We start from the raw sequence: 22585 nt of genomic DNA on the forward strand, positions 1-22585 counted from the left end.
AGGTGGAGGACCTCTCCGTCGAGTTCCGGACTCCCAAGGGCGTCGTCAGGGCGGTCAACGGGATCAGCTACGAGGTCAACCCCGGGGAGACCGTGGCCATCCTCGGCGAGTCCGGCTCCGGCAAGAGCGTCAGCGTCCAGGCGGTCATGGGCATCCTCGACTCGCCCCCCGGGTTCGTGACCGGTGGACGGGTGCTCTTCGAGGGCCGCGACCTGCTCGGGGCCAGTGCCGAGGAGCAGCGCGCCGTCCGCGGTCCCGGCATCTCGATGATCTTCCAGGACGCGCTGTCCTCGCTGAACCCCGTGTTCACCGTCGGCCACCAGATCGCCGAGATGTTCCGGGCCCACCAGGGCACCAGCCGCAAGGAGGCCAAGGAGGCGGCGATCGAGCTGCTCGACCGGGTCCGCATCCCCGCGGCCCGCGAGCGGGTCAACGCCTATCCGCACCAGTTCTCCGGCGGCATGCGCCAGCGCGTCATGATCGCCATGGCGCTGGCCCTCAACCCGAAGGTGCTCATCGCCGACGAGCCGACGACGGCCCTCGACGTGACGGTCCAGGCGCAGATCATGGAGCTGCTCAAGGACCTGCAGCGCGACACCGGTATGGGGCTGCTGCTCATCACCCACGACCTCGGCGTCGTCAACGAGGTCGCCGACCGCGTCCTGGTCATGTACGCCGGCAACGTCGTGGAGACCGGCACCGTCGACGAGGTCTTCAGCGATCCCAGCCATCCCTACACCGAGGGCCTCATGGCCTCGGTCCCCGCGGTGGAGGACAAGGGGAAGCGCCTGCAACCCATCGTCGGGACGCCGCCGGACCTCTCTCGCATCCCGCCGGGCTGCTCGTTCCACCCGCGCTGCCCGCGCCGCGTCCTCGAGGGGGCGCCCCCCGGCAAGAACTGCCAGGACGACATCCCCCTGCTGCTGCCCGTCGGCACCGCCGGCCGCGCCAGCGCCTGCCACTACCGGAAGGAGGTCCTCCGTGCCCGCAGCGCAGGAACCCCGGCCTGACGGGCCATTGCTCGAGGTGCGCGGCCTCGTCAAGCACTTCCCGCTGACCCAGGGGATCATCGCCCGCCGCGTCGTCGGCCACGTCCACGCGGTGGACGGCGTGAACCTCACCCTCCGCCGCGGGGAGACCCTCGGGCTCGTGGGCGAGTCCGGCTGCGGCAAGTCGACCGTGGCCAAGCTGCTCATGGGGCTGGAGAAGCCCACCGCCGGGCAGATCCTGTTCCACGGCGAGGACGTCGCGCAGATGAACCGCCGCCGGCTCAAGGAGTACCGCCGCCGGGTCCAGATCATCTTCCAGGACCCGTACGCGTCGCTGAACCCCCGGATGACGGTGGGCGACATCGTCGCCGAGGGCTGGGAGGTCCACAAGGACGTCGTCCCGGCCAAGGACCGCCGCCGGCGCGCCCGCGAGCTCATCGAGCGGGTGGGCCTCAACCCCGACTACGTGAACCGGTACCCGCACCAGTTCTCCGGCGGCCAGCGGCAGCGCATCGGCATCGCGCGGGCCCTGGCGCTGCAGCCGGAGATCATCGTCTGCGACGAGCCGGTGTCGGCCCTCGACGTGTCGGTGCAGGCCCAGGTCGTCAACCTGCTGGAGGACCTGCAGGACGAGTTCGGCCTCTCCTACGTCTTCATCGCCCACGACCTGTCGGTGGTGCGCCACCTCTCCGACCGGGTCGCGGTGATGTACCTGGGCAGCGTCATCGAGGAGGGCACCGACGAGCAGGTCTACGGGGCAGCAGCGCATCCGTACACCCAGGCGCTGCTGTCCTCGGTCCCGCTGCACGAGCCGCACCTGCGCGGCCAGGGGGACCGGATCATCCTGCAGGGCGACGTGCCCAGCCCCGCCGACCCGCCGTCCGGCTGCCGGTTCCGCACCCGATGCTGGAAGGCCCAGGACGTCTGCGCCGAGGAGGCGCCGGCGCTGGTCGACCGCGGCCAGGGCCACCCGTCGGCCTGCCACTTCGCCGAGGCCCGCACCGTGGTCCCGCTGGACGCCGGCTGAACCGACCCCACGACACTCCCACGGCACCGTTCTTGCGGTGTTCCGTTCGCTCTTGCGGTGTTGCGGCACCGCAAGAGCTTGCGGAGCACCGCATAAGGCTCGCGGGACGCGACTCGGCAGGATGGACGAGTGACCGCTGATCGCCGCCTGCTGCTCGTGCACGCCCACCCGGACGACGAGACGATCAACAACGGTGCCACCATGGCCCGCTACGTCGCCGAGGGGGCCTCGGTCACCCTGCTCACCTGCACCCTCGGCGAGGAGGGCGAGGTCCTCGTCCCCGAACTGGAGCTGCTGGGCCCCGAGCACGCCGACCAGCTCGGCGGCTACCGCATCGCCGAGCTGCGGGCCGCGATGCAGGCCCTGGGGGTCACCGACTGGCGCTTCCTCGGCGGCCCCGGCCGCTACCGGGACTCGGGGATGATGGGCACGCCGGCCAACGACGTGCCGCGGGCGTTCTGGAACGCAGACCTCGACGAGGCGGTGGCGCACGCCGTCGCCGTCGTCCGGGAGGTCCGGCCGCAGGTGCTGGTCACCTACGACGAGAACGGCGGCTACGGCCATCCCGACCACATCCAGGCCCACCGGGTCGCCATGGGCGCGGTCGAGGCCGCCGCCGACCCCGGGTACCGGCCCGACCTCGGTCCGGCCTGGGAGGTGGCCAAGGTCTACTGGTGCTGCGTGCCGCGCTCGGTCATGCGGCAGGGCATCGAGGCGATGGCCGCGCTCGGGGAGGCATCCCCGTTCGCGTCGCTCGGCGAGGTCGAGGACGTGCCGTTCGCCGTCCCCGACGAGCTGGTCACCGCGGCGGTCGACGGACGGGCGCACGCGGGCCGCAAGGACGCCGCGATGCGCGCGCACGCCACCCAGATCACCGTCGACGGTCCGTTCTTCGCGCTGTCGAACAACCTGGGCCAGGAGGTGCTCGGCACCGAGTACTACCGGCTGGTGCGCGGCGAGCGGGGGCCGGGTGCGGGACCCGCCGGGTGGGAGGACGACCTGTTCGCCGGCCTGCCCGGATGAGGCTCGGCCTCCGTCTGGCGGCGGGGCTGCTCGTCGTCGTCCTCGCCGCCTGGCTGGCGCTGGTCGAGGTGTTCTGGCTGCCGCTGCGGGTGTTCGGCGTCCTCGTGCCGGTGTCGGTGGTCGCAGCGGTCGCGGGCAACCTGCTCCTGGTGGCGCTGGCCGCCCGGCTCACCAGGTCCCGGCTCGCGGCCGTCCTGCCGGCCGGGGTCTGGCTGACCGTGGCGGTCGCCGCCAGCATCCGGCGGCCGGAGGGGGACCTGGTGCTCACCGGGGATGGCGCGCTGGGGTTGGCGAACCTGGCGTTCCTGCTGCTCGGCGTGGTGGCCGCGGCGTTCGCCGTCGGCCGGGTACTGGCGGCTCCGCGGCGACCGATCGCTCCGGGCCCGAGGTCGGTCGCCGATCGTCAGCGCGTCCCGGGCGGGAGCGGCTGACGTCCCATCGGCGTCGAACAGGGTGCCTCCGCTGCCGGCCGGTCCCGCAACCAGGCCAGGAAGGGGACGGCCGGCATGGGGCGGGCGATGTGGTAGCCCTGTGCGAGATCGCATCCCCACTCGCGGAGCGCCGCCAGCGTGCCGGCGTCCTCGACGCCCTCCACCACCATCGTCATGCCGAGGTCGCGCGACAGCTGTCCGGTGCTGCGCACGATCGCGGTCGCCCGCGGGTCGGACGTCAGGTTCATGGCGAAGGTCCGGTCCAGCTTGAGCTCGTCGACCGGCAGGGCCCGCAGGTAGGTGAGCGAGGAGTAGCCGGTCCCGTAGTCGTCGATGGACAGCCGCACCCCGAGCTCGCGCAGCCCGGCCAGCACCTGCTGACTGCGGGCCGCGTCGGCCATGAGCACGTCCTCGGTGATCTCCAGCGTGAGCGCCGGGGCGGGCACCGAGAGCGTCTCGAGCAGCATGGCCACCTGTGCGGGCAGGGCGAGGTCCTGCAGGTTGGACACCGAGAGGTTGACCGCGACCGAGAGGTGCGCGCCGTCGTCCCGCCACGTCCGCAGGTCCCGCAGCGACTGCTCCAGCACGCGCAGCGCCAGGCGGCGCATGAGGCCGGCCTGTTCGGCGAGCGGCAGGAAGACGTCGGGGGAGAGCAGTCCCCGGGTGGGGTGCTCCCAACGGACCAGCGCCTCCGCGCCGACCACGGCTCCGGTCCACAGGTCGACCTTCGGCTGGTAGTAGGGCACCAGCTGGTCGGTGTCGAGGGCGGCGCGCAGCTGCTCCAGCGTCTCGAGCCGGTCCCGGGAGTCGGGGGTGCCGTCGGCCCGCCAGACCCGGTGGCCGTGCCGGCCGCGCTTGGCGCCGTACATCGCCGTGTCGGCGCGAGCCAGGAGCAGGGAGCGGTCGCGGCCGTGCTCCGGGCACAGCGCGATGCCGATGCTGGCGTCGACGTGCAGCGGCATGCCGTCCAGGACGAACGCCTCCCGCAGTGCGCCGCCGAGGCGGTGGGCGACCTCCTCGGCGCGGCCGCCGTCGGCGTCGGGCAGCAGGACGGCGAACTCGTCGCCGCCCATCCGGGCCAGCAGGTCACCGGCTCCCAGCGCGGACTGCAGCCGTGGCCCCATCTGGCAGAGCAGTTCGTCGCCGACGCTGTGGCCGAAGCTGTCGTTGATCTCCTTGAACCGGTCCAGGTCGATCATCAGGACGGCGCAGGACCGGCTCGGCGCGGCGTACACCGTCCGCTCCAGCTCCTCGATGAAGCGACGGCGGTTGGCCAGCCCGGTCAGCGGGTCGTGGTGGGCCTCGGTGGCCAGCTGCTGGAGCCGTAGCCGCTCGGTCGCGCGCAGTTCGGCGTTCTCGACCACCAGGGCCCCCTCGAGGGTCGCCTGGCGGATCGCGCCGCGTACCGACGACGACCAGGTGCGCGGCACGGAGACCGAGCCGCTCACGACGAGCCCGAGCAGCCGGTCGCCGGAGAGGAGCGGGACGCTGACGTAGGAAGCCAGGTCCAGCTCCCGCACGAGTCGCTGGTCGAGGAGGTCGCTGTCCGCGGTGTCCTCCACGAAGACCGGCAGCTTCTGCTCGGCGGTCAGCCGCCACAGCGCCACGTCGGCCGCCGGCCGGCCGACCAGCCGGGTCCGGACGACGTCCTTGTGGGCGTCGGGCCAGTCGATGTGCCGGACCTCGTCGATCCGGCCCGCCCCGTCGAGGAGGTAGGCAGCGCTGCGGTCGGTCCCGGCCAGGTGCTGCACCGCGCGGGCCATGACCTCGGCCGCCTCGGCCACGCCGGTGGCCGAGGAGCCCTCGACGAGCAGCTGGCGGACGACCCGGGCGGTGCGCAGGGAGGCGGCCCGTACCTCGTTGGTGCGCGCCTGCTGGATCACCCCGCCGAGGTGGGCCCCTGCCGCGGACGCCAGCCGCCGGACGTCCTCGGAGAACGGCCGGAGCCGGGTGGTGTCGAGGGTGAGGACCCCGGCGAGCTGCGGCTTGCGCCCCAGCGGGACGGCCAGCGCCGACGCGATCGAGAAGGAGTTGACCCACCACCCGGCCAGCAGCTCGGAGTCCCGGTCCGCGGCGATCGGCTCCCCGGTGCGCAGCACCGTCTCGGCGAGCTGCAGCGGCACGGGCGCGGACCGGAACTGCTGCCAGGTGCCCAGCTCGCGTCGTCCATCGGCATAGCTCGCCATGCGGGGCACCAGCCGACCGTCCTCGAGCAGGAAGACGCAGGCGCGGTCCACCTCGCCCAGCTCCGCCAGCTTGGTGCAGGCCTCACCGAGGAGTTGCTCCATGGAGCGCGCGTTGGCGGCGGTCTCGATGAGTCCGAGCAGCACCTCGGCCTGGGCCAGGCGGCGCTGCTCGGACCGCCGCCGCCACGCCTCCATGAGGGTGCGGGCCAGCCGTGGTGCCTCCTGGGCGAGCAGCTCGGACACCGCGGTGGCCGGTTCGACCACCAGGACGCCGACGACGTCCCCGTCCAGGGACAGGGGTTCCCCGTGCACGGACGTGGCGCCGAGCCCGGCGATCTCCGCGGCCACGGGTCCTGACCCGCCGGCATGGACGGTGACCGGTCGGCCGTCGTGGATCACCGTCGACGCGAAGGGCGAGCGGGACAGCTCGAGCGGCGCGTACAGGCTGTCCGGCAGCGTCGCGGTGTCCGCGCCGACCGACTGCCGGAAGGGCACGGCCATGTCGGTGGTCGGCTCGTGCACCCACGCGGACACCCGCTGAGCCCCGCACGCCACGCGCAGGGCCGTGAGCAGGTGCTGGAGCTCCGCCGCGGCGTCGAACCGCGACAGGTGTGCCGGCTCCGAGGCGGAGTGGCCGTCGTCCTGGGACATGCTGTGACCATCGGCACGTTCCGGCCGATCTTGATCCGCCTGCCGGCGCCTGCCCCCATGGGGTCAGGCGGGGGCGTACCGGTAGTGGTACCGGTGGTGCTCGATGAACCCCGCCCTCCGGTAGAGCGCTCGCGCCGGTGCGTTGGAGGCGGTCACCTGCAGGTACACCCAGCGGGCGTCGCGGTCGGCCGCCCAGCGCTGCAGCGCGGCCATGACGGCGGTGGCCAGCCCCCGACGGCGGTGCGGCTCGTCGACGGTGACCGCCGAGACGCCCAACCACCCGTCGGTGACCACCCCACGGGCCACGGCGGCGAGCGGAGCGGGCTCGGGGTCCAGGCGCACGGACGCGAAGACGACGTCCTCGGCGTTGGTCAGGACCTCCCGGGCGACCGGCGGCAGTGGCCCGTCCCCGTGCCGGTAGCCGGCCAGCCAGGCGTCGTCCGGCTCGGGGGAGAGACCGACCGGCGCGGGGCCGTCGGGTGACGCGGAGAGCGGGGCGGTGAGGACCAGCACGTCCTCAGGGCGTTCCCAGCCCGCCGCGGCGCAGGCCGCATCCGCGGCGCGGGACTGGCGGCCGGGCAGCATGGCACACGGCCGCAGACCGCGGTCGGCGTACCACCGGGCGACGGCGTCCACCGCGTCCGGCAGCGGCAGTCCCGGGTCGCCGACGACGAGCGCGGAGTTGGCCCGGCCGGTGAAGCCGCCGCCGGCGCGCAGCAGCCAGTCGCCGAGGTGTTTTTCCTCCGCGCCCCGCCAGCCGCGTGCGGCCAGCCGCTCGAGGTCCGCGACGTCCAGGGGTGACCGGCTCTGTCCCACGGCACGATCCTGCGTGGTCGGGACCGGCTCTTCCCGACGGGGGTCCAGCGGGCCACCCGTGACGTTTCCCCGCTGTCCCACGGGCCATACTGAGGATCGGAACGACCGGCCGCATCGGCGGCGGAGCAACCCCGCGCGTCCCCGGGAGGGAACCACCGTGACCTACGTGATCACCCAGGCCTGCGTCGACGTCCTCGACAAGGCGTGCATCGACGAGTGCCCGGTGGACTGCATCTACGAGGGCGACCGGATGCTCTACATCCACCCCGACGAGTGCGTGGACTGCGGCGCCTGCGAGCCGGTGTGCCCGGTGGAGGCCATCTACTACGAGGACGACGTCCCGGACAAGTGGAAGGACTTCTACAACGCCAACGTGGAGTTCTTCTCCGACCTGGGCAGCCCGGGCGGCGCCGCGAAGACCGGCAAGATCGGCAAGGACCACCCGCTGGTGGCCGCGCTGCCGCCGCAGGGGGAAGGTCACTGACGACTCAGCTGCCGGGGGACCGAGCCCCCGGGACGGCGGCCGGCCGGCTCCCCGACTTCCCCTGGGACTCGCTCGCCGGGGCGCGGGCCAGGGCGGCGCGCCACCCCGGCGGTGTCGTCGACCTCTCCATCGGGACGCCGGTCGACGACACCCCCGAGGAGCTCGTCACCGCCCTCGCCGGCGCGGGGAACGCCCCCGGCTACCCGACGGCGCTGGGCACCGCCGAGCTCCGCACCGCGGCCGCCGGCTGGCTGCAGCGCCGGCTCGGGGTGCGGCTGGCCGACCCGCTGGACGCCGTCCCCTCGGTGATCCCGACCGTCGGGTCCAAGGAGCTCGTCGCGCTGCTGCCGACGATGCTGGGCCTGCGCGGCGCCGGCACGGTGATCGTCCCGGAGGTCGCCTACCCGACCTACGAGGTCGGCGCGGTGCTGGCCGGGCTCGGCGTGCGGCGCACCGAGACCCCGCCGGACGACGCCGCCGGCGTCGTCCTGGTCTGGCTGAACTCCCCGGGCAATCCGCACGGCCGGGTGCTGTCCGGCGAGCAGCTGCGCGGCTGGGTGGCGTGGGGACGGGCGCACGGCGTCCCGGTCGTCGCCGACGAGTGCTACATCACGCTGGGGTGGGACGTGACCCCGCGGTCGGTCCTGCACCCGACGGTGGCCGGCGAGGACCACACCGGCCTGCTGGCGGTGCACTCGCTGTCCAAGCAGTCCACCGCGGCGGGTTACCGGGCCGGCCTGCTGTCGGGAGATCCGGCGCTGGTCCGCCAGGTGTGGGAGGTGCGCCGGCACCTCGGGCTGCTGGTGCCCACGCCGGTGCAGGCGGCGATGGCCGCCGGGCTGGCCGACGACGCGCACGTCGACGAGCAGCGGGAGCGCTACCGGACCCGCCGGGACCGGCTGGCCACCGCCGTCCGCGCCGCCGGCGCCCGTATCGACCACTCCGAGGCCGGGCTGTACCTGTGGGTCACCCGCGACGAGGACTGCTGGACGACGATCGACTGGCTGGCCGGGCTGGGCATCGTCGCCGCCCCGGGCTCCTTCTACGGCCCGGCCGGCGGGCGGCACGTCCGCCTGGCGCTCACCGCCACCGACGAGCGGATCGCCGCCGCGGTCGACCGCCTGGCGGGCTGACCCGGTCGCCGTCCGGCCACGCCGCGGCTCAGCGTCCAGCGGCGTAGCCCTGCATTCCGCGGGGGTTGGCCGCCGCACGCAGCACCCCGGTCCCGGGGTCCCGGCTGACCGCGGAGAGCCGTCCCAGTGACCAGGGGCCGCTGACGGTGACCGTGTGACCGCGGCGGCGCAGCTCGGCGACGACGTCGTCCCCGATGCGGGACTCGACGACCACCTCCCCGGGCGTCATCGCCCGTGGGTAGAACGACGAGGGGAAGCCGGTGGTGTGCCAGGCCGGCGCGTCGATCGCCGCCTGCAGGTCCAGACCGTCGAGGACGTGCGCGAGCCAGAAGCACAGCTGCCACTGCTCCTGCTGGTCCCCGCCCGGGGTGCCGAAGGCCAGCGTCGGGACACCGTCGCGCGCGGCCAGCGACGGCGTGAGGGTCGTGCGCGGCCTCTTGCCCGGTGCGAGCGAGTTGGGCAGGCCCTCCTCGAGCCAGAACATCTGCGCCCGGGTGCCGAGGGAGAAGCCGAGCTCGGGGACCACCGGCGAGCTCTGCAGCCAGCCGCCCGAGGGGGTCGCGGAGACGAGGTTGCCCCAGCGGTCGACGACGTCGACGTGGCAGGTGTCCCCCCGGGTGGTGCCCCGGGCGTCGACGGTCGGCTCACCGATCCCGGCAGCCGCGGCGCCGGCGGCGGCGAGGGACGGCGGGGTCCCGGCCGCGCTGAGGGTCACGTGTGCCGGGAGCCGCGGCGGGCGTCCCCCGGGGGACCCCGGTCGCAGGTCGGTGCTGGCCCGGTCCCCGATCAGGGCCCGCCGCTCGACGGCGTAGGCAGGCGAGAGCAGTTCGTCCACCGGCACGTCCGCGGCGTCCCCGTACCAGGCCTCCCGGTCGGCCATGGCCAGCTTCACCGCCTCGACGCTCGCGTGGACGAGCTCGGCGTCGGGGGCGGAGGCGGACCGACCGGAGCGGCTCTCCGGCAGGACGCCGGCCAGCGTCGCCAGCGCCTGCAGCAACGCCGGCCCCTGCGACCAGGGCCCGGCCTTCGCCAGGGTCCAGCCCCGCCAGTCGAGCGTGACCGGCGGCTCGTACGTCGGCGCCCATCCGGCCAGGTCGTGCGCGGTGAGGAACCCGGCGTGCCGGCGTCCGGAGTCGTCGAGCACCGGGCCGCGGCAGAACCGGTCGATCGCCTCGGCGACGAACCCGCGGTACCAGGCGTCCAGGGCGGCGTCGATGCGGGCCTCCCGCGAGGGGCCGACCGCCGCGTCGAGCAGTCGGCGGTAGGTGCCGGCCAGGACGGGGTTGCGGAACCGGGAGCCGGCGGCCGGGGGAGCACCGTCGGGGGTGAGCCAGGTGGCGGCCGAGGTGGGCCAGTGGAGGCGGAACTGCTCGGAGACGGCGGCGACGGTCGCGCTCACCCGCGGGACGAGGGGGTGCCCGTTCTCGGCGTAGTCGATGGCGAAGCGGAGGACGGCGTCCAGCGGGAGCGTGCCGTGGTCGCGCAGCAGCGTCAGCCAGGCGCCCACCGCGCCGGGCACCGTCGCGGCGAGCAGGCCGGTCCCGGGGACCAGGTCCAGCCCCAGGTCGCGGAAGGCCTCGATCGTGGCGCCGGCCGGGGCGACGCCCTGGCCGCACAGGACGACCGGAGCCGCTCCGCCGTGCCGTCCGTCACCTCGGGCGAAGACGACGGGGACCTCGCCACCCGGGCCGTTGAGGTGCGGTTCGACGACCTGCAGCGTGAGACCCGTCGCGACCGCGGCGTCGAAGGCGTTGCCCCCGGCCTCCAGGGTCGCCATGCCCGCGGCCGTGGCCAGCCAGTGGGTCGAGGCCACCATGCCGAACGTGCCGGCGAGCTCCGGTCGGGTGGTGAAGGACGCGTCGTCCACGGGCGCAGGAACCTCCTCGGTGCCGGGCGGCCGTCGACCGGCGCCCCATCCTCGCAGCAGCGAAGAGGTGTCAGCGGACAGCGAAGAGGTGTCAGCGGACGCGCTGTCAGGCGGATCCCCGTACTTGACACCCCGCTGGCGACGACGCTCTCGTGCATCCCGACATCGGAGCCGCGTCTGCCCCTCGGGCGCGTTATGTGGGTTGCTAGCGGCAACTGATCTCTTGCTGCCCACCGAGGATCTGTTCGTCCACGTCTACGTGCTCGTCGATGACGCGATCGCCGCCGGCGACATCGATATCCCGGCCCGGCCCGGTCCGACGCCGGCCTGCAGCGACGCCGAACTGCTCACCATCGCGCTGGTCCGCCATCTGCTGGACCGGCGCAGCGAAGCCGGGTTTCTGGCCGAGGTGGCCCGCGACTGGCCGCAGCTGTTCCCCCGGCTGCCACACCAGTCCGAGGTCAACCGGCGCACCCGCTGGCTGTGGGCGGCCTTCGAACAGCTACACCAGGCGCTGGCGGCCGATGACCGCGCCCAGGTCGACACCACCGCGCTGCCGGTCAAGCACCCGTCCCGGGTGCGCGGGCCGGACGGCTGGGATACGAGCCGGCACCGGTCTACTGGATCGCGACCGCTGTCATCGGCATCTCGGCCCTCTGCATGCCGCTGGGTGGGCTGCTCGGCGACCGGATCGGACGGGTGCGGCTCGCGGAGATCGGGTTCGTCGGATACGTCCTGCTCACCTATCCGATGCTGGCGTTGATGGACAACGGCCTGGCCATCGCGGCCCTCGCCTACCTGCTCATCATGATCAACACGGTGGGCGCCCAGGTCGGCGCGTACACCATGCTGTCGCTGCTGTTCGACAAGCGGTCGCGGTACACCGGTGTGGCGATGGGCTGGAACCTCGGCGTGATCGCCGCCGGTGGGACGGCGCCCTACCTCGCGCGGTGTGGCTCATCGAGCGCACGGGCAACGAACTGGCGCCGGCCTTCTTCGTGATCGTCGTGGCCGTGGTCGGTCTGGCAGCCCTGTTCTCGATCCGGCGCGGATCCCTGCACCGGGTCGAGGGCACTCGCGACCTGGACGAGGCGCAGGCAGTCGAGCACATCTGACGGACGCGCGCGGCTCGTTCAGCGGGACAGCTCCAGGCGCACCGCGTCGGCGCCGGCGTCCGAGGGTGTCCACCCGCCGCCGGTCGTCCACTCCGACCCGGCGAAGGACACCGACCGCAGACCCAGCCGCTCGGCGTGCGCGACCGCCCAGGTCACCCCGGGCCAACCGGCCGCCGGGTCGACCTCCACCGCGCCGAAGCGCTCGGTGGTCGCCGCGCCCAGCTCCCGCTCCACGGCCGCGGCGACGGCGGTGGTCCGCTGGCTGAGCCGCCCGCCAGGGGCCCGGGGTTCGTACGTGCAGGTCAACCGGCCCGGTTCGGCCGCGGTCAGGGCCGCGGTGAGCTGCTCGGCCATGGTCGCATGCTGCTGATAGGCCTCCGGATAGCCGCTGCGCTGCACGCGCTGTGCTGCATCGGTCAGTCTCAGTGACTCCCAGTTCCGCACCCGGACCAGGCCGTCGTAGAACTTCCCGGCCGCGTACACCGGGTCGGTCACCTGCTCGGGGGTGCCCCAGCCCTGCGAAGGTCGCTGCTGGAACAGGCCCAGGGAGTCGCGGTCGCCGTAGTCGAGGTTGCGCAGCGTCGACTCCTGCTGGGCGGTCGCCAGGGCGATGACGATCGCGCGCTCGGGCAGTCCGCGGGCGCGGCCGACCGCGGCGATCGTCGCGGCGGAGGAGGCCTGCTCGCTGGTCAGCGTCAGGTCCGTGCCCGCCACGGTGCAGGAGCCGGTGAGCTGCACCGGGTCCGGGTCCTCGAGGCTGCGCACCAGCGCGACCACCCCCAGGACGACGAGCCCGACCAGCCCCAGCGGCAGCCAGGAGCGCCACGACCCGGCGGGCGCGCCCCGGCTTCCGCGCTTCGCCGCAGGCCGACGCCGAGGGGCCGGGCGGCGTGCCGGTGAGCGGCGGGCGGCCGCCGTCCGACTGCCCCGTCGTGCCGTCGCGCTGCGTGTGCCGCTCATCGCCCGCGACTGTAGGTGCGGTTCCTGGACGGATCCTGGAGTCCCGAGGGAGGTGTCGGCCGCGCTGCAGGGTCCCGTCCCGAGCCCGCGCGCAGTGGGGGCAGGGGGGTCCTTGATCAGTTCGCGTGCAGCTGGGCGTTGAGTTCGCCCCAGGTGCCGGTGCGGGGCAGCGCCTCCAGCGCACCGGAGACCGAGTTGCGACGGAAGAGCAGCCCGTCGCAGCCGGAGAGCTCGGCGGCCTTGACCACCGACCCGTCGGGCAGGGTCACGCGCGAGCCCGCGGTCACGTAGCAGCCGGCCTCCACGACGCAGTTGTCGCCCAGGGAGATGCCGATGCCGGCGTTGGCGCCGAGCAGGCAACCCGAGCCGATCGAGACGACCTGCTTCCCACCGCCGGAGAGGGTGCCCATGATCGAGGCGCCGCCGCCGATGTCGCTGTCGGCGCCGACCACCACGCCGGCGCTGATCCGGCCCTCCACCATCGACGGGCCGAGCGTGCCGGCGTTGTAGTTGACGAAGCCCTCGTGCATCACCGTCGTCCCCTCGGCGAGGTGGGCGCCCAGCCGCACGCGGTCGCCGTCGGCGACGCGGACGCCGGAGGGGATGACGTAGTCGACCATCCGCGGAAACTTGTCGACGCCGTGGACGGTGACCTGCCCGTGGGCGGCGCGCAGCCGGTGCGGGTTGAACGACGCGGCCTCGACCGGGCCGGCGCTGGTCCAGGCGACATTGGTGAGCAGACCGAAGACGCCGTCCATGTTGATGCTGCGCGGGGTCACCAGCCGGGCGGAGAGCAGGTGCAGCCGCAGCCAGACGTCGTGGGTGTCGACCGGCGGCGCGGCGAGGTCGGCGATGACCGTGCGGACGGCGACCACCTCGACGCCGCGGGACTCGTCGCTGCGCACCAGGCCGCCGTAGTCGGGACCGAGCTCACCGGAGATCTCCAGGGCGCCCAGCCGGGCGGTGCCGGACGGAGCGCCCTCGGGCGCGCCGAGCCGCGGCTCGGGGTACCAGGTGTCGAGCACCGTGCCGGCGGGGGTCACGGTGGCCAGACCGGTGGCGACGGCGGACTGCGTGGCGGAGTCGGTCACGGCGACGACGCTACCCAGCGCCACGGGTGCTGCTCCGACGCGGGCGGCCCGGCTGTCCGGCCTGACACCCCCGTCCGCAGGCGGTCGTGCCGGGCCCGCGGTGCCGGGCAGTCCGGTTCGCCGCGCTCAGGCGGTGAATGCCACTGCACTCACCGCCTGAGCACTCCGGACAGGACAACCTCCCCCGCCGGGACACCGGCGGTCGAGCGCGAGCCCGCCCGAGGAACCCCTTCTCGCCGATGGCCGGGCTCGGTGTGCCGACGGCGCCCGGGCGCACCGGCGACCCGGGGCGAACGGATGGGTGGCCGACCGGCGCTGCGGCGGCCCGGGCGGGACGCCGCCCGTAGGCTCGGGCGCCGTGAGTGACCTGACCCCGCTGGACCCATCCGCCGACGTCCTGACGCTCACCCGCGCGCTGGTCGACGCCCCGTCGGTGTCGGGCAGCGAGGGACCCCTCGCCGACGCCGTCGAGGGGGCACTGCGGGCGCTCGGCGGGCTGGAGGTGGAGCGGGTCGGCGACGCCGTCCTCGCCCGGACCGACCTCGGTCTGCCCACCCGCGTCGTCCTCGCCGGCCACCTGGACACCGTGCCGATCGCCGACAACGTGCCCAGCCGGCTCGACGAGGCGAGCGGGCGGCTCTACGGCTGCGGCACCAGCGACATGAAGGCCGGCGACGCGGTGATGCTGCGGCTGGCCGGGCGCTTCGGCGTCCCCGGCGCCGAGCCCGCGCACGACCTCACCTTCGTCTTCTACGACAACGAGGAGGTCGAATCGGTCAAGAACGGCCTCGGCCGGGTGGCGCGGGAGCGCCGCGGCTGGCTCTACGGCGACCTGGCGATCCTGCTGGAGCCCACCGACGGCGAGATCGAGGCCGGCTGCCAGGGCACCCTGCGCGCGGTGCTCGAGGTGTCCGGGCGCCGTGCGCACAGCGCCCGCAGCTGGCTGGGGGAGAACGCCATCCACGGCGCGGCCGGCATCCTCGCCACCCTGGCGGCGTACGAGGCGCGCGAGGTCGAGATCGACGGCTGCCGCTACCGCGAGGGCCTCAACGCCGTCCGCATCGAGGGCGGGGTGGCCGGCAACGTCATCCCCGACGCCTGCACGGTGACGGTCAACTTCCGCTACGCGCCCGACCGCGACGAGGACGCCGCCGAGGCGCACGTCCGCGAGGTCTTCGTCGGCGCGCTCGCCGCCGGCGCGACGCTGGCCGTCGTCGACAACGCAGGCGGCGCGCTGCCCGGCCTGTCGGAGCCCGCGGCCGCGGCCTTCGTCGCCGCGGTCGGCCGCCCGGCGCGGGCCAAGCTCGGCTGGACCGACGTCGCCCGGTTCGCCGCCTTCGGCATCCCCGCCGTCAACTACGGTCCCGGCGACCCGCAGCTGGCCCACACCCGCGAGGAGCACGTCCTCGTCGAGCGGCTGCAGCCGGCCGAGGACGCGCTCGTCGCGTATCTCTCCGGGCAGGCCGTCCGACCGCCCACGAGCCAGGAGCGCGCATGACGACCACCCCCGAGCCCGCCGGCGCCCGCAAGCCGCGGCCCACCCGCCACCGCGGCCCGGTGATGCTGCGCGGCGGCGAGCCCGACCCGCGTGATCAGGGGACGACGACCGACCAGCGGCTGCTCGACCGCCGCGGCCCCACGGACTGGGTGCACACCGACCCGTGGCGTGTCCTCCGCATCCAGAGCGAGTTCGTCGAGGGCTTCGGGCTGCTGGCCGAGCTGCCGCGCGCGGTGAGCGTCTTCGGGAGCGCCCGCACGCCGCAGGGCTCGCCGCACTACGCCGCCGGCGTCGAGATCGGGGCGGCGCTGGCCCGCGCCGGGTACGCGGTCATCACCGGCGGCGGGCCCGGCGCGATGGAGGCGGCCAACCGCGGCGCCTCCGAGGCCGGCGGGCTCTCGGTCGGCCTGGGCATCGAGCTGCCGTTCGAACAGGAGCTCAACGAGTGGGTCGACGTGGGCATCGCGTTCCGCTACTTCTTCGTCCGCAAGACGATGTTCGTGAAGTACGCGCAGGCCTTCATCATCCTGCCCGGTGGCTTCGGCACCCTCGACGAGCTGTTCGAGGCCCTCACCCTCGTGCAGACCCGCAAGGTCACCCGCTTCCCGGTGGTCCTCTTCGGGTCGGAGTACTGGTCCGGGCTGGTCGACTGGATCCGGACGACGATGGTGCCGGCGGCGACCATCAAGGAGACCGACCTGGACCTGTTCACCGTCACCGACGACATCGACGAGGTGGTCCGGATCGTCCAGGAGGCCGAGGCGGCCCGGGCGGCCGGCGACAACGGCGGCGGCATGCGGGCGGTGCCGGCCGACGCCGGCCCGAGCGACGCCTGAGGCCGGCGAGTGCTCTCCGCGCTCGTCTCCGTCGCCACCGTCCTGGTGGTCGGGGGGCTGCTGTTCCTCGTCGGCTCCCTGCTGCTCGGCCGGGGGGAGACCCAGCCGCCGGCCGACCCCGACCGCTCGCCGCTCGAGCTGCCCGAGGACCGGCCGGTCACCGCGGACGACGTCCGGGGAGTGCGCATGACGGTGACCGTGCGCGGCTACCGGATGACGGAGGTCGACTGGTTGCTCGAGCAGCTCGCGCGGGTCCTCGAGGAGCGCGACGAGCAGGTCGCGGCGCTGCGCGCCCGGCTGGACGAGGCCGGACGGGCGATGGACGGTGCGGACGACGCCCCGCCTCCCGGGGTGGGCGGGAACGGAGGGCGCGCCGATGCGTGAACTGGTGGAGGCGGTGGACGTCGACGCGCCACCGGAGCGGGTGTGGGCGGCGCTCACCGACTGGACCCGCCAGGGGGAGTGGATGCTGCTCACCGACGTGGAGGTGGTCGGCGGCGACCCGCACGCGGTCGGTGGCCGGCTCGCCGCCCGCACCGGCATCCCGTGGCGGCGCGGCCGGCACCTCGGGGTGCTGGACACCATGGTCGTCACCGAGTGGGACCCGCCGCGGCGCGCCGTCGTCCAGCACACCGGACGGATCGTGCGTGGACCGGGCATCTTCGAGGTCGCCCCCCAGGGCACCGGCTCGCTCCTGACCTGGACCGAGCAGCTGTGGCTGCCCTTCGGCGTGCTCGGCAAGCTGGGCTGGCCGCTGGTCAAGCCGGTGGCCATCGCGGGGATCCGGCTCTCGCTGCGCCGGTTCGCCGCCTTCGCCGCGAGCTACCGGGGCTGACGCCACTCCGCCGGTCGTAGGGTGTCGTCATGTCCACCGCGCCGGCTCAGCAGAGCGCGCTGATGACCGCCGAGCAGCTGTTCGAGCTGCCCGACGACGGCATGCGCCACGAGCTGGTCGAGGGGGTGCTCCACACGGTGGCGCCTGCAGGGGCGGAACACGGTTGGGTCGGTGCGCGGCTGCTGGTCCGTATCGGGGCCTTCTTGGATACCCGGGATCTGGGGGCCGTCTTCACCGCCGAGACCGGGTTCCGATTGCGCCGCGACCCCGACACCGTGCGCGCCCCCGACGTCGCCTTCGTCCGTGCCGATCGCGTGGCCGAGGCACGCGTCCCCGGCTTTCCGTCGCTGGCCCCCGATCTGGTCGCCGAGGTGGTCAGCCCGAACGACCGCGCGTCCGAGGTCGTCGGCAAGGCCCTGGCCTGGCTGGACGCCGGGGTGTCGGCCGTCTGGGTGGTCGACCCCGAGAACCGGACGGTGACGGTGTACCGGCACGACGGAGTCCGCGTGCTGCGCGGGTCCGACACGCTGCAGGACGAGGAGGTGCTGCCCGGCTTCACCCTGCCGCTCGGAGAGCTGTGGAGCTGAGCAGCCGAGCGCGCGGACAGCGATGAGCCGACGGGGCTGGGCGCTGTTCCTCGCGATGTCGCTGATCTGGGGCATCCCGTACCTGCTCATCAAGGTGGCCGTCGAGGACCTGTCGCCGGTGGTCGTGGTCTTCGGCCGGTGCGTCCTCGGCGCGGCGCTGCTACTGCCGTGGACCGTGGCCCGCGGGCAGCTCCGCCCGGCGCTGCGGCGCTGGCGGCCGCTGCTGCTGTTCACCGTGCTCGAGATGACCGGCCCGTGGCTGCTGCTCGCCTATGCGGAGCAGACGCTGTCGAGCTCGCTCACCGGTCTGCTCGTCGCCGGCGTGCCGTTCGTGGCCGCGCTGGCCGCGCGCCTCGTCGGCGAGGAGGAGCGGCTCGGTCGGGTCCGGCTGGCCGGCATGGGGCTCGGCGTCGTCGGCATCGCCGTGCTGCTGGGCCTGGACGTCGAGGGCGTCGGGCTCCTGCCGCTGCTCGCGATCGCGCTCGTCGTCGTCGGGTACGCCACTGCGCCGCTGGTGGTCTCCCGCGCTCTCCCCGACGTGCCGGGGGTGGCCGCCAGCGCGATCGCGCTCACCGTCACCGCGGCGGTCTACGCGCCGTTCGCCGTCCCCCAGCTGGACGACGCGGCCCGGGCACCGGGCGAGGCGCTGGTGGCCGTGCTGGTCCTCGGCGTGGTGTGCACCGCGGTCGCGCTGGCGCTGTTCTTCGCGCTCATCCGCGAGGTCGGCCCGCAGCGCGCGCTGGTCATCACGTTCCTCAACCCGGCGGTCGCGGTGCTGCTCGGCGTGCTCCTGCTCGACGAGCCGTTCACCCTCGGCCTGGCGGTGGGCCTGCCGGTCATCGTGCTCGGCTGCGTGCTGGCCACCCGGCGCAGCCCGGTGCGCACCACGCGCTCCGAGCTCACCGACGTCGACGCCGCCGTCCCGTGACCGGGACCGTCCCCGACCGCGGTCACCGTGCCGGCGTGGACCGGATCCGCTGTGCCTGGGGGGACAGCGCCCCCGAGTACGTCGCCTACCACGACGAGGAGTGGGGCACACCGCTGCACGGCGACGACGCCCTGTTCGAGCGGCTCTGCCTCGAGGCCTTCCAGTCCGGGCTGTCGTGGATCACCATCCTGCGCAAGCGCCCGGCGTTCCGGGCCGCGTTCGCCGGCTTCTCGATCGACGCGGTGGCGGACTTCGCCGCGGACGACGAGGCGCGACTGCTCGCCGACGCCGGCATCGTCCGCAACCGCGCCAAGGTGGCCGCCGCGATCGGCAACGCCCGCGCCGCGCAGCGTGTCCCGGAAGGCCTCTCGGCGCTGCTGTGGTCCTTCGCCCCGACCGTGTCGCGGTCCCGCCCGGCCACCCTCGCCGACGTTCCCGCCACCAGCCCGGAGTCGACCGCCATGGCCCGTGAGCTCAAACGCCGCGGCTTCGTCTTCGTCGGCCCGACCACCGCATACGCCCTCATGCAGGCCACCGGGATGGTCGACGACCACGTCGCCACGTGCTTCCGCGCCACCTGGTGAGAAAGGACCTCCCTGCCCCCCGCCACTCGCGAGCTCGCGGCGGGACCCTGCAGGGAAGCCGCCCCTCGGGTTGGACCTCGGCCCGGGATACGGGATCATGGGGGTGGAGCTCACAGCATCGACCAGACGCCGCGCCGCAGCCCCCCGGGGTGCGCACGGCCGACGAAGGAGGCACGCATGGCGGCCATGAAGCCGCGCACGGGTGAAGGTCCCCTGGAGGTCACCAAGGAGGGGCGCGGCCTGGTCATGCGCGTACCGCTCGAAGGGGGCGGTCGTCTGGTCGTCGAGCTGTCGCCCGACGAGGCCGCGGCCCTCTCCGAGGCACTGAAGGGCGCGACCAGCTGAACACTCCCGCGAGCCTGCCTCCGGGCAGCCCCGCGCTGGACGACACGGCCCCGGCCGCCGGCAGCACGCCGGCGGCCGGGGCCGCGCCGTTGCCGCGGGTCGAGGTCCTGTCCACCCTGCCGGTCCTCACCGAGGACGACGTCCTGGCCGTACCGGTCGGCACCGGTGCCACGCTGCCCGGCTGGCTGAGCGGCCCGGGTGCGCCCGTCGACGCCGGCCTGCTCGCCGGCGCCCTGCCCGACACCGGCAACACCGGCCGGCCGGGCGCGACCACCGACCTGCCGGTGCCCGGCCGCCGCCCCCGCAGCGTGGTCGCCGTCGGGGCCGGCGACGCGACGCTGCCCGACCTGCGCGGGTACGTGGCCACGGCGGTCCGCCGCGCGCAGACCCTCGCCGAGCACGGGGCCCGCCGGCTGGTGCTCCCGTTGGACGACGCAGCCGCCCCGGCGGGCGCCGAGGAGGTGCGCGCCGCCGTCGAGGCGGCGCTGCTGGCCGGCTACCGCTTCCGGGAGACGTCGAAACCGCACCCGCCTCGGCTGGCCACCGTCACGGTCGTCGTCGCCGACGGCGCCGACCCGACGGTCCTCGCCGCCGCGCGCGCGGGCGAGGTCACCGGCCGGGCGGTCGCCTGGGCCCGGGACCTGGTCAACACGCCGAGCAACACCAAGGATCCGGCCTGGCTGGCCGGACAGGCCGTCGAGCGGCTGGCCGGCCTGCCGCACGTGACGGTCACCGTGCTCGGCCCCGAGGAGCTGCGGAGCGGCGGCTTCGGCGGCGTGCTGGCCGTCGGCGGCGGCTCGGCCAGCCCGCCCCGGGTGATCGTCGCGACCTACCGGCCGCCGACCGCCGGCGCCGGGCACCCGGTCCTGGTCGGCAAGGGCATCACCTTCGACACCGGCGGCATCTCCATCAAGCCGAACGCCGGCATGCGGGAGATGAAGACCGACATGGCCGGCGGCGCCGCCGTCCTCGCCGCGGTGGACGCCGCAGCCCGGCTGGAGCTCCCGGTCACCGTCACCACCGTCGTCCCGGCCGCGGAGAACGCCGTCTCGGGCTCGTCCTACCGCCCGGCCGACGTCGTGCGGCACGTCGGCGGCCGGACGACGGAGGTGCTCAACACCGACGCCGAGGGCCGCATGGTCCTCGCCGACGGGCTGGCGTGGGCGCGGCTGGAACTGGGCGCCACGGTGCTGGTCGACGTCGCCACGCTGACCGGTGCGATGAAGGTCGCCCTCGGCACCCGCACGGCGGGGTTCTACGCGACCACCGACGGGCTGGCCGACGCACTGCGCACCGCCGCTGCGCACGCCGGTGAGCCGGTGTGGCGGATGCCGCTGGCCGAGGAGCACGCCGACCTGCTGGAGAGCGCGGTGGCCGACGCCAACAACGCGCCGGGCAACCCGGGTGGCACGACCGCCGCGCTGTTCCTGCGGCCCTTCACCGGCGACCTGCCGTGGGCGCACCTCGACGTCGCGGGACCGGCCCGCGCAGGGGCCGACGACGCCGAGGTCGTCAAGGGCGGCACCGGGTTCGGCGCCCGCACCCTGCTGCGCTGGCTGGAGGCGGGCGCTCCGAGCAAGGACCCCGTCCCCCCCACCCCTCGCAAGCTCGGGGCGGTGCCCGGGACGGGGCCGGAAACGCCGGTGGCCGACTGATGGCCGATCTCGGCGTCGTCTTCCCGGCCGGGCCCGACGGGCGGCGCAGCACCGCCGCCCTCGGTCGGGCCGTCGTCGCCGACGCGCTGCGCCCGGTCGACCCCACCGGCGCCGGCGCCGCCGAGCGGGAGACCAACTGGCGGGCCGGCTACCTCGCCCACTTCCGCCGGCTGGTGGAGGCGGGGCTGCCCTCGTCCCAGGCCGCGCTGGCGATCGCCGACGCCGGTCTGGCCTCGCTGCACCGGCGGATGCGGGTGGCCGGGCCGGACGGAGACGAGACGGCTCTCGACGACCTGGCGACCGCGCCCGCCGGCCGCGCGCTGGGCACCACCGAGGTGACCGGCACCGCCGAGCCCGAGCGCGAACTGTCGCTGCCCTTCCACGGCGAGCGACTGCGCGGCGACGCGCTGCTGCGCCGTCTCGACTCATGGGTGGCAGCCGGCGTCGTCGAGCCGTCGGCCGCCGAGGCGGTGCACACCGTCGCCGCGCACCCCGAGTGGCTGGCGCTGCCGGACACCACCGTCGTCGTGCTCGGCGCGGGCGCGGAGATGGGGCCGCTGACCGCGCTGCTGCGCTGGGGCGCCCGGGTGGCGGGGGTCGACCTCCCGCACCCGACGGTGTGGGAGCGGGTGCTCGACACCGCCCGCCGCGGCGCCGGCACGCTGCTGTACCCGGTCGACGACACCTCGCGCGCCGGAGCGGACCTCATCGCGGAGGTGCCCGCCGTCGCCGAGTGGGTGACCGGCCTGCCCGGCCACCTCGTGCTCGGCGACTACGTCTACGCCGACGGCGCGACCAACGTGCGGGTGTCGACGGCGGTCGACGCGCTGACCGTCCGCCTGGCCGCGGCCCGCGACGACCTCGCACTGGCCTTCCTCGCCACGCCGACCGACGTGTTCGCCGTCCCGCCGGACGCGGTGACGCAGTCGGTGCGGGCCTACGCCGGCCGTTCGCGCACGGCCAAGCTGCTGGGCCGGCCGCTGCGGACGGTCTCGGCCGGCCGGCTGCTGCAGCGCTCCTACGTCCCGGGCAGCGATCCGGGGGTCGTCGACAGCCTGGTGGCGCAGCAGGGCCCGAACTACGCGCTGGCCAAGCGGCTGCAGCGGTGGCGGGCCACCGTCGCCCGGGCCGCGGGGGCGACGGTGTCGATGAACGTCGCCCCGCCGACCCGTACCCGCTCGGTGGTCAGGAACCGTGCCCTGGCCGCGGCCTACGCGGGGGCGCACCGGTTCGGCGTCGAGGTGTTCGAGCCGGCGACGTCGAACGTGCTCATGGCCGCGTTGCTGGTGCACGACCTGCACACCGGAGGCGGCCCGGCGCACGAGCACCCGTGGCAGGACGAGGCGCACGCCGCGGTCCACGGCGGGCTGTGGCGCACCGCCTACGCCCCGCGCAGCGCGCTCGGTCTGGCCGCGCTGCTCGGCTACGGCGCCGCCCGCGGCTGACGCCGTCCCGTTACCGGGGCGCCGTCGGCGGCGAGGCGCACGGTGAGCCGGTTCGCGGTGAGCGTCCGGGCCAGCGTGATGGTCCCGGCCCGTACCAAG

Annotated in this window: 23 protein-coding genes; 18 read left to right on the top strand and 5 right to left on the bottom strand. The window is 74.8% G+C overall.

From position 1 onward, the window contains the following. Window positions 1-2: 2 nt before the first annotated feature. The 4 genes from E4P41_RS05860 (at window position 3) to E4P41_RS05875 (ending at window position 3470) form a co-directional block, all read left to right on the top strand. A complete protein-coding gene (locus tag E4P41_RS05860; protein WP_245177139.1) occupies window positions 3-1010 on the top strand; it encodes an ABC transporter ATP-binding protein in 1008 nt (335 codons plus the stop codon). Then, window positions 982-2016, top strand: a complete 1035-nt coding sequence (locus E4P41_RS05865; protein WP_135139990.1) for a dipeptide ABC transporter ATP-binding protein — start codon at window positions 982-984, stop codon at window positions 2014-2016. The genes E4P41_RS05860 and E4P41_RS05865 overlap by 29 nt, the downstream gene beginning before the upstream one ends. Before the next feature lie 129 nt (window positions 2017-2145). Next, complete coding sequence (gene mshB / locus E4P41_RS05870) at window positions 2146-3039, top strand: N-acetyl-1-D-myo-inositol-2-amino-2-deoxy-alpha-D-glucopyranoside deacetylase (protein WP_135139991.1); 894 nt, start codon at window positions 2146-2148, stop codon at window positions 3037-3039. Continuing rightward, entirely contained in the window at window positions 3036-3470 is a 435-nt protein-coding gene (locus E4P41_RS05875; protein ID WP_135139992.1) for a hypothetical protein, read from the top strand. Before mshB ends, E4P41_RS05875 begins: the two co-directional genes overlap by 4 nt. Here E4P41_RS05875 and E4P41_RS05880 read toward each other — a convergent pair. Both E4P41_RS05880 and E4P41_RS05885 read right to left on the bottom strand, forming a co-directional pair. Next, on the bottom strand, window positions 3443-6307 hold the full coding sequence (locus E4P41_RS05880) for an EAL domain-containing protein (RefSeq protein ID WP_135139993.1): 2865 nt from the start codon (window positions 6305-6307) through the stop codon (window positions 3443-3445). The two genes, E4P41_RS05875 and E4P41_RS05880, sit on opposite strands and share 28 nt — an antisense overlap. Window positions 6308-6370: 63 nt before the next feature. Continuing rightward, the gene (locus tag E4P41_RS05885) at window positions 6371-7123 is read right to left on the bottom strand and encodes a GNAT family N-acetyltransferase (protein ID WP_135139994.1); all 753 of its coding nucleotides are present in this window, start codon (window positions 7121-7123) and stop codon (window positions 6371-6373) included. A 157-nt stretch (window positions 7124-7280) separates the two neighbouring features. On the opposite strand from E4P41_RS05885, the gene fdxA reads away from it, so the two are divergent. After that, window positions 7281-7607, top strand: a complete 327-nt coding sequence (gene fdxA, locus E4P41_RS05890; protein WP_012947287.1) for a ferredoxin — start codon at window positions 7281-7283, stop codon at window positions 7605-7607. 8 nt (window positions 7608-7615) lie between these two features. Beyond that, window positions 7616-8740: a succinyldiaminopimelate transaminase gene (gene dapC / locus E4P41_RS05895; protein WP_135140019.1), complete on the top strand. Its 1125-nt coding sequence runs from the start codon at window positions 7616-7618 to the stop codon at window positions 8738-8740. A gap of 28 nt (window positions 8741-8768) precedes the next feature. Here the strand turns inward: dapC and E4P41_RS05900 are convergent, their stop codons facing one another. Continuing rightward, window positions 8769-10607 carry a gamma-glutamyltransferase family protein gene (locus E4P41_RS05900; RefSeq protein WP_245177140.1) on the bottom strand — a complete coding sequence of 613 codons (1839 nt, stop codon included), beginning with the start codon at window positions 10605-10607 and terminating at the stop codon, window positions 8769-8771. A 223-nt stretch (window positions 10608-10830) separates the two neighbouring features. Here E4P41_RS05900 and E4P41_RS05905 point away from each other — a divergent pair, with 223 nt between their 5' ends. Then, window positions 10831-11370, top strand: coding sequence for a hypothetical protein (locus tag E4P41_RS05905; RefSeq protein ID WP_135139995.1), 540 nt, complete (start codon window positions 10831-10833; stop codon window positions 11368-11370). Further along, complete coding sequence (locus E4P41_RS05910) at window positions 11370-11609, top strand: hypothetical protein (RefSeq protein WP_135139996.1); 240 nt, start codon at window positions 11370-11372, stop codon at window positions 11607-11609. Before E4P41_RS05905 ends, E4P41_RS05910 begins: the two co-directional genes overlap by 1 nt. A 131-nt stretch (window positions 11610-11740) precedes the next feature. Here the strand turns inward: E4P41_RS05910 and E4P41_RS23580 are convergent, their stop codons facing one another. Both E4P41_RS23580 and dapD read right to left on the bottom strand, forming a co-directional pair. Continuing rightward, complete coding sequence (locus E4P41_RS23580) at window positions 11741-12682, bottom strand: hypothetical protein (protein ID WP_135139997.1); 942 nt, start codon at window positions 12680-12682, stop codon at window positions 11741-11743. Window positions 12683-12798: 116 nt separating this feature from the next. Then, on the bottom strand, window positions 12799-13773 hold the full coding sequence (dapD, locus tag E4P41_RS05920) for a 2,3,4,5-tetrahydropyridine-2,6-dicarboxylate N-succinyltransferase (RefSeq protein ID WP_135139998.1): 975 nt from the start codon (window positions 13771-13773) through the stop codon (window positions 12799-12801). A 358-nt stretch (window positions 13774-14131) separates the two neighbouring features. On the opposite strand from dapD, the gene dapE reads away from it, so the two are divergent. The 10 genes from dapE to E4P41_RS05970 all read left to right on the top strand — a co-directional run bounded on the left by dapE (window position 14132) and on the right by E4P41_RS05970 (window position 22486). Beyond that, on the top strand, window positions 14132-15271 hold the full coding sequence (gene dapE / locus E4P41_RS05925) for a succinyl-diaminopimelate desuccinylase (protein ID WP_135139999.1): 1140 nt from the start codon (window positions 14132-14134) through the stop codon (window positions 15269-15271). After that, window positions 15268-16107, top strand: a complete 840-nt coding sequence (locus E4P41_RS05930) for a TIGR00730 family Rossman fold protein (protein WP_135140000.1) — start codon at window positions 15268-15270, stop codon at window positions 16105-16107. Before dapE ends, E4P41_RS05930 begins: the two co-directional genes overlap by 4 nt. Window positions 16108-16116: 9 nt before the next feature. Beyond that, complete coding sequence (locus E4P41_RS05935) at window positions 16117-16491, top strand: DivIVA domain-containing protein (RefSeq protein WP_135140001.1); 375 nt, start codon at window positions 16117-16119, stop codon at window positions 16489-16491. Further along, window positions 16484-16942, top strand: coding sequence for an SRPBCC family protein (locus tag E4P41_RS05940; protein ID WP_135140002.1), 459 nt, complete (start codon window positions 16484-16486; stop codon window positions 16940-16942). Before E4P41_RS05935 ends, E4P41_RS05940 begins: the two co-directional genes overlap by 8 nt. A 29-nt stretch (window positions 16943-16971) precedes the next feature. Further along, window positions 16972-17529, top strand: a complete 558-nt coding sequence (locus tag E4P41_RS05945; RefSeq protein ID WP_135140003.1) for a Uma2 family endonuclease — start codon at window positions 16972-16974, stop codon at window positions 17527-17529. Window positions 17530-17551: 22 nt separating this feature from the next. After that, window positions 17552-18457: a DMT family transporter gene (locus tag E4P41_RS05950; protein ID WP_135140004.1), complete on the top strand. Its 906-nt coding sequence runs from the start codon at window positions 17552-17554 to the stop codon at window positions 18455-18457. 35 nt (window positions 18458-18492) lie between these two features. Further along, window positions 18493-19041 (top strand): DNA-3-methyladenine glycosylase I, encoded by a 549-nt coding sequence (locus E4P41_RS05955; protein WP_209307565.1) that lies wholly within the window; start codon window positions 18493-18495, stop codon window positions 19039-19041. A gap of 177 nt (window positions 19042-19218) precedes the next feature. After that, complete coding sequence (locus E4P41_RS05960) at window positions 19219-19386, top strand: DUF3117 domain-containing protein (protein WP_012947303.1); 168 nt, start codon at window positions 19219-19221, stop codon at window positions 19384-19386. 89 nt (window positions 19387-19475) lie between these two features. Beyond that, on the top strand, window positions 19476-21041 hold the full coding sequence (locus tag E4P41_RS05965) for a leucyl aminopeptidase (RefSeq protein WP_245177141.1): 1566 nt from the start codon (window positions 19476-19478) through the stop codon (window positions 21039-21041). Beyond that, window positions 21041-22486: a hypothetical protein gene (locus E4P41_RS05970; protein WP_135140006.1), complete on the top strand. Its 1446-nt coding sequence runs from the start codon at window positions 21041-21043 to the stop codon at window positions 22484-22486. The genes E4P41_RS05965 and E4P41_RS05970 overlap by 1 nt, the downstream gene beginning before the upstream one ends. Window positions 22487-22585: the final 99 nt, after the last annotated feature.

It is taken from the genome of Geodermatophilus sp. DF01-2 (assembly GCF_004571065.1).
Classification (GTDB): domain Bacteria; phylum Actinomycetota; class Actinomycetes; order Mycobacteriales; family Geodermatophilaceae; genus Geodermatophilus.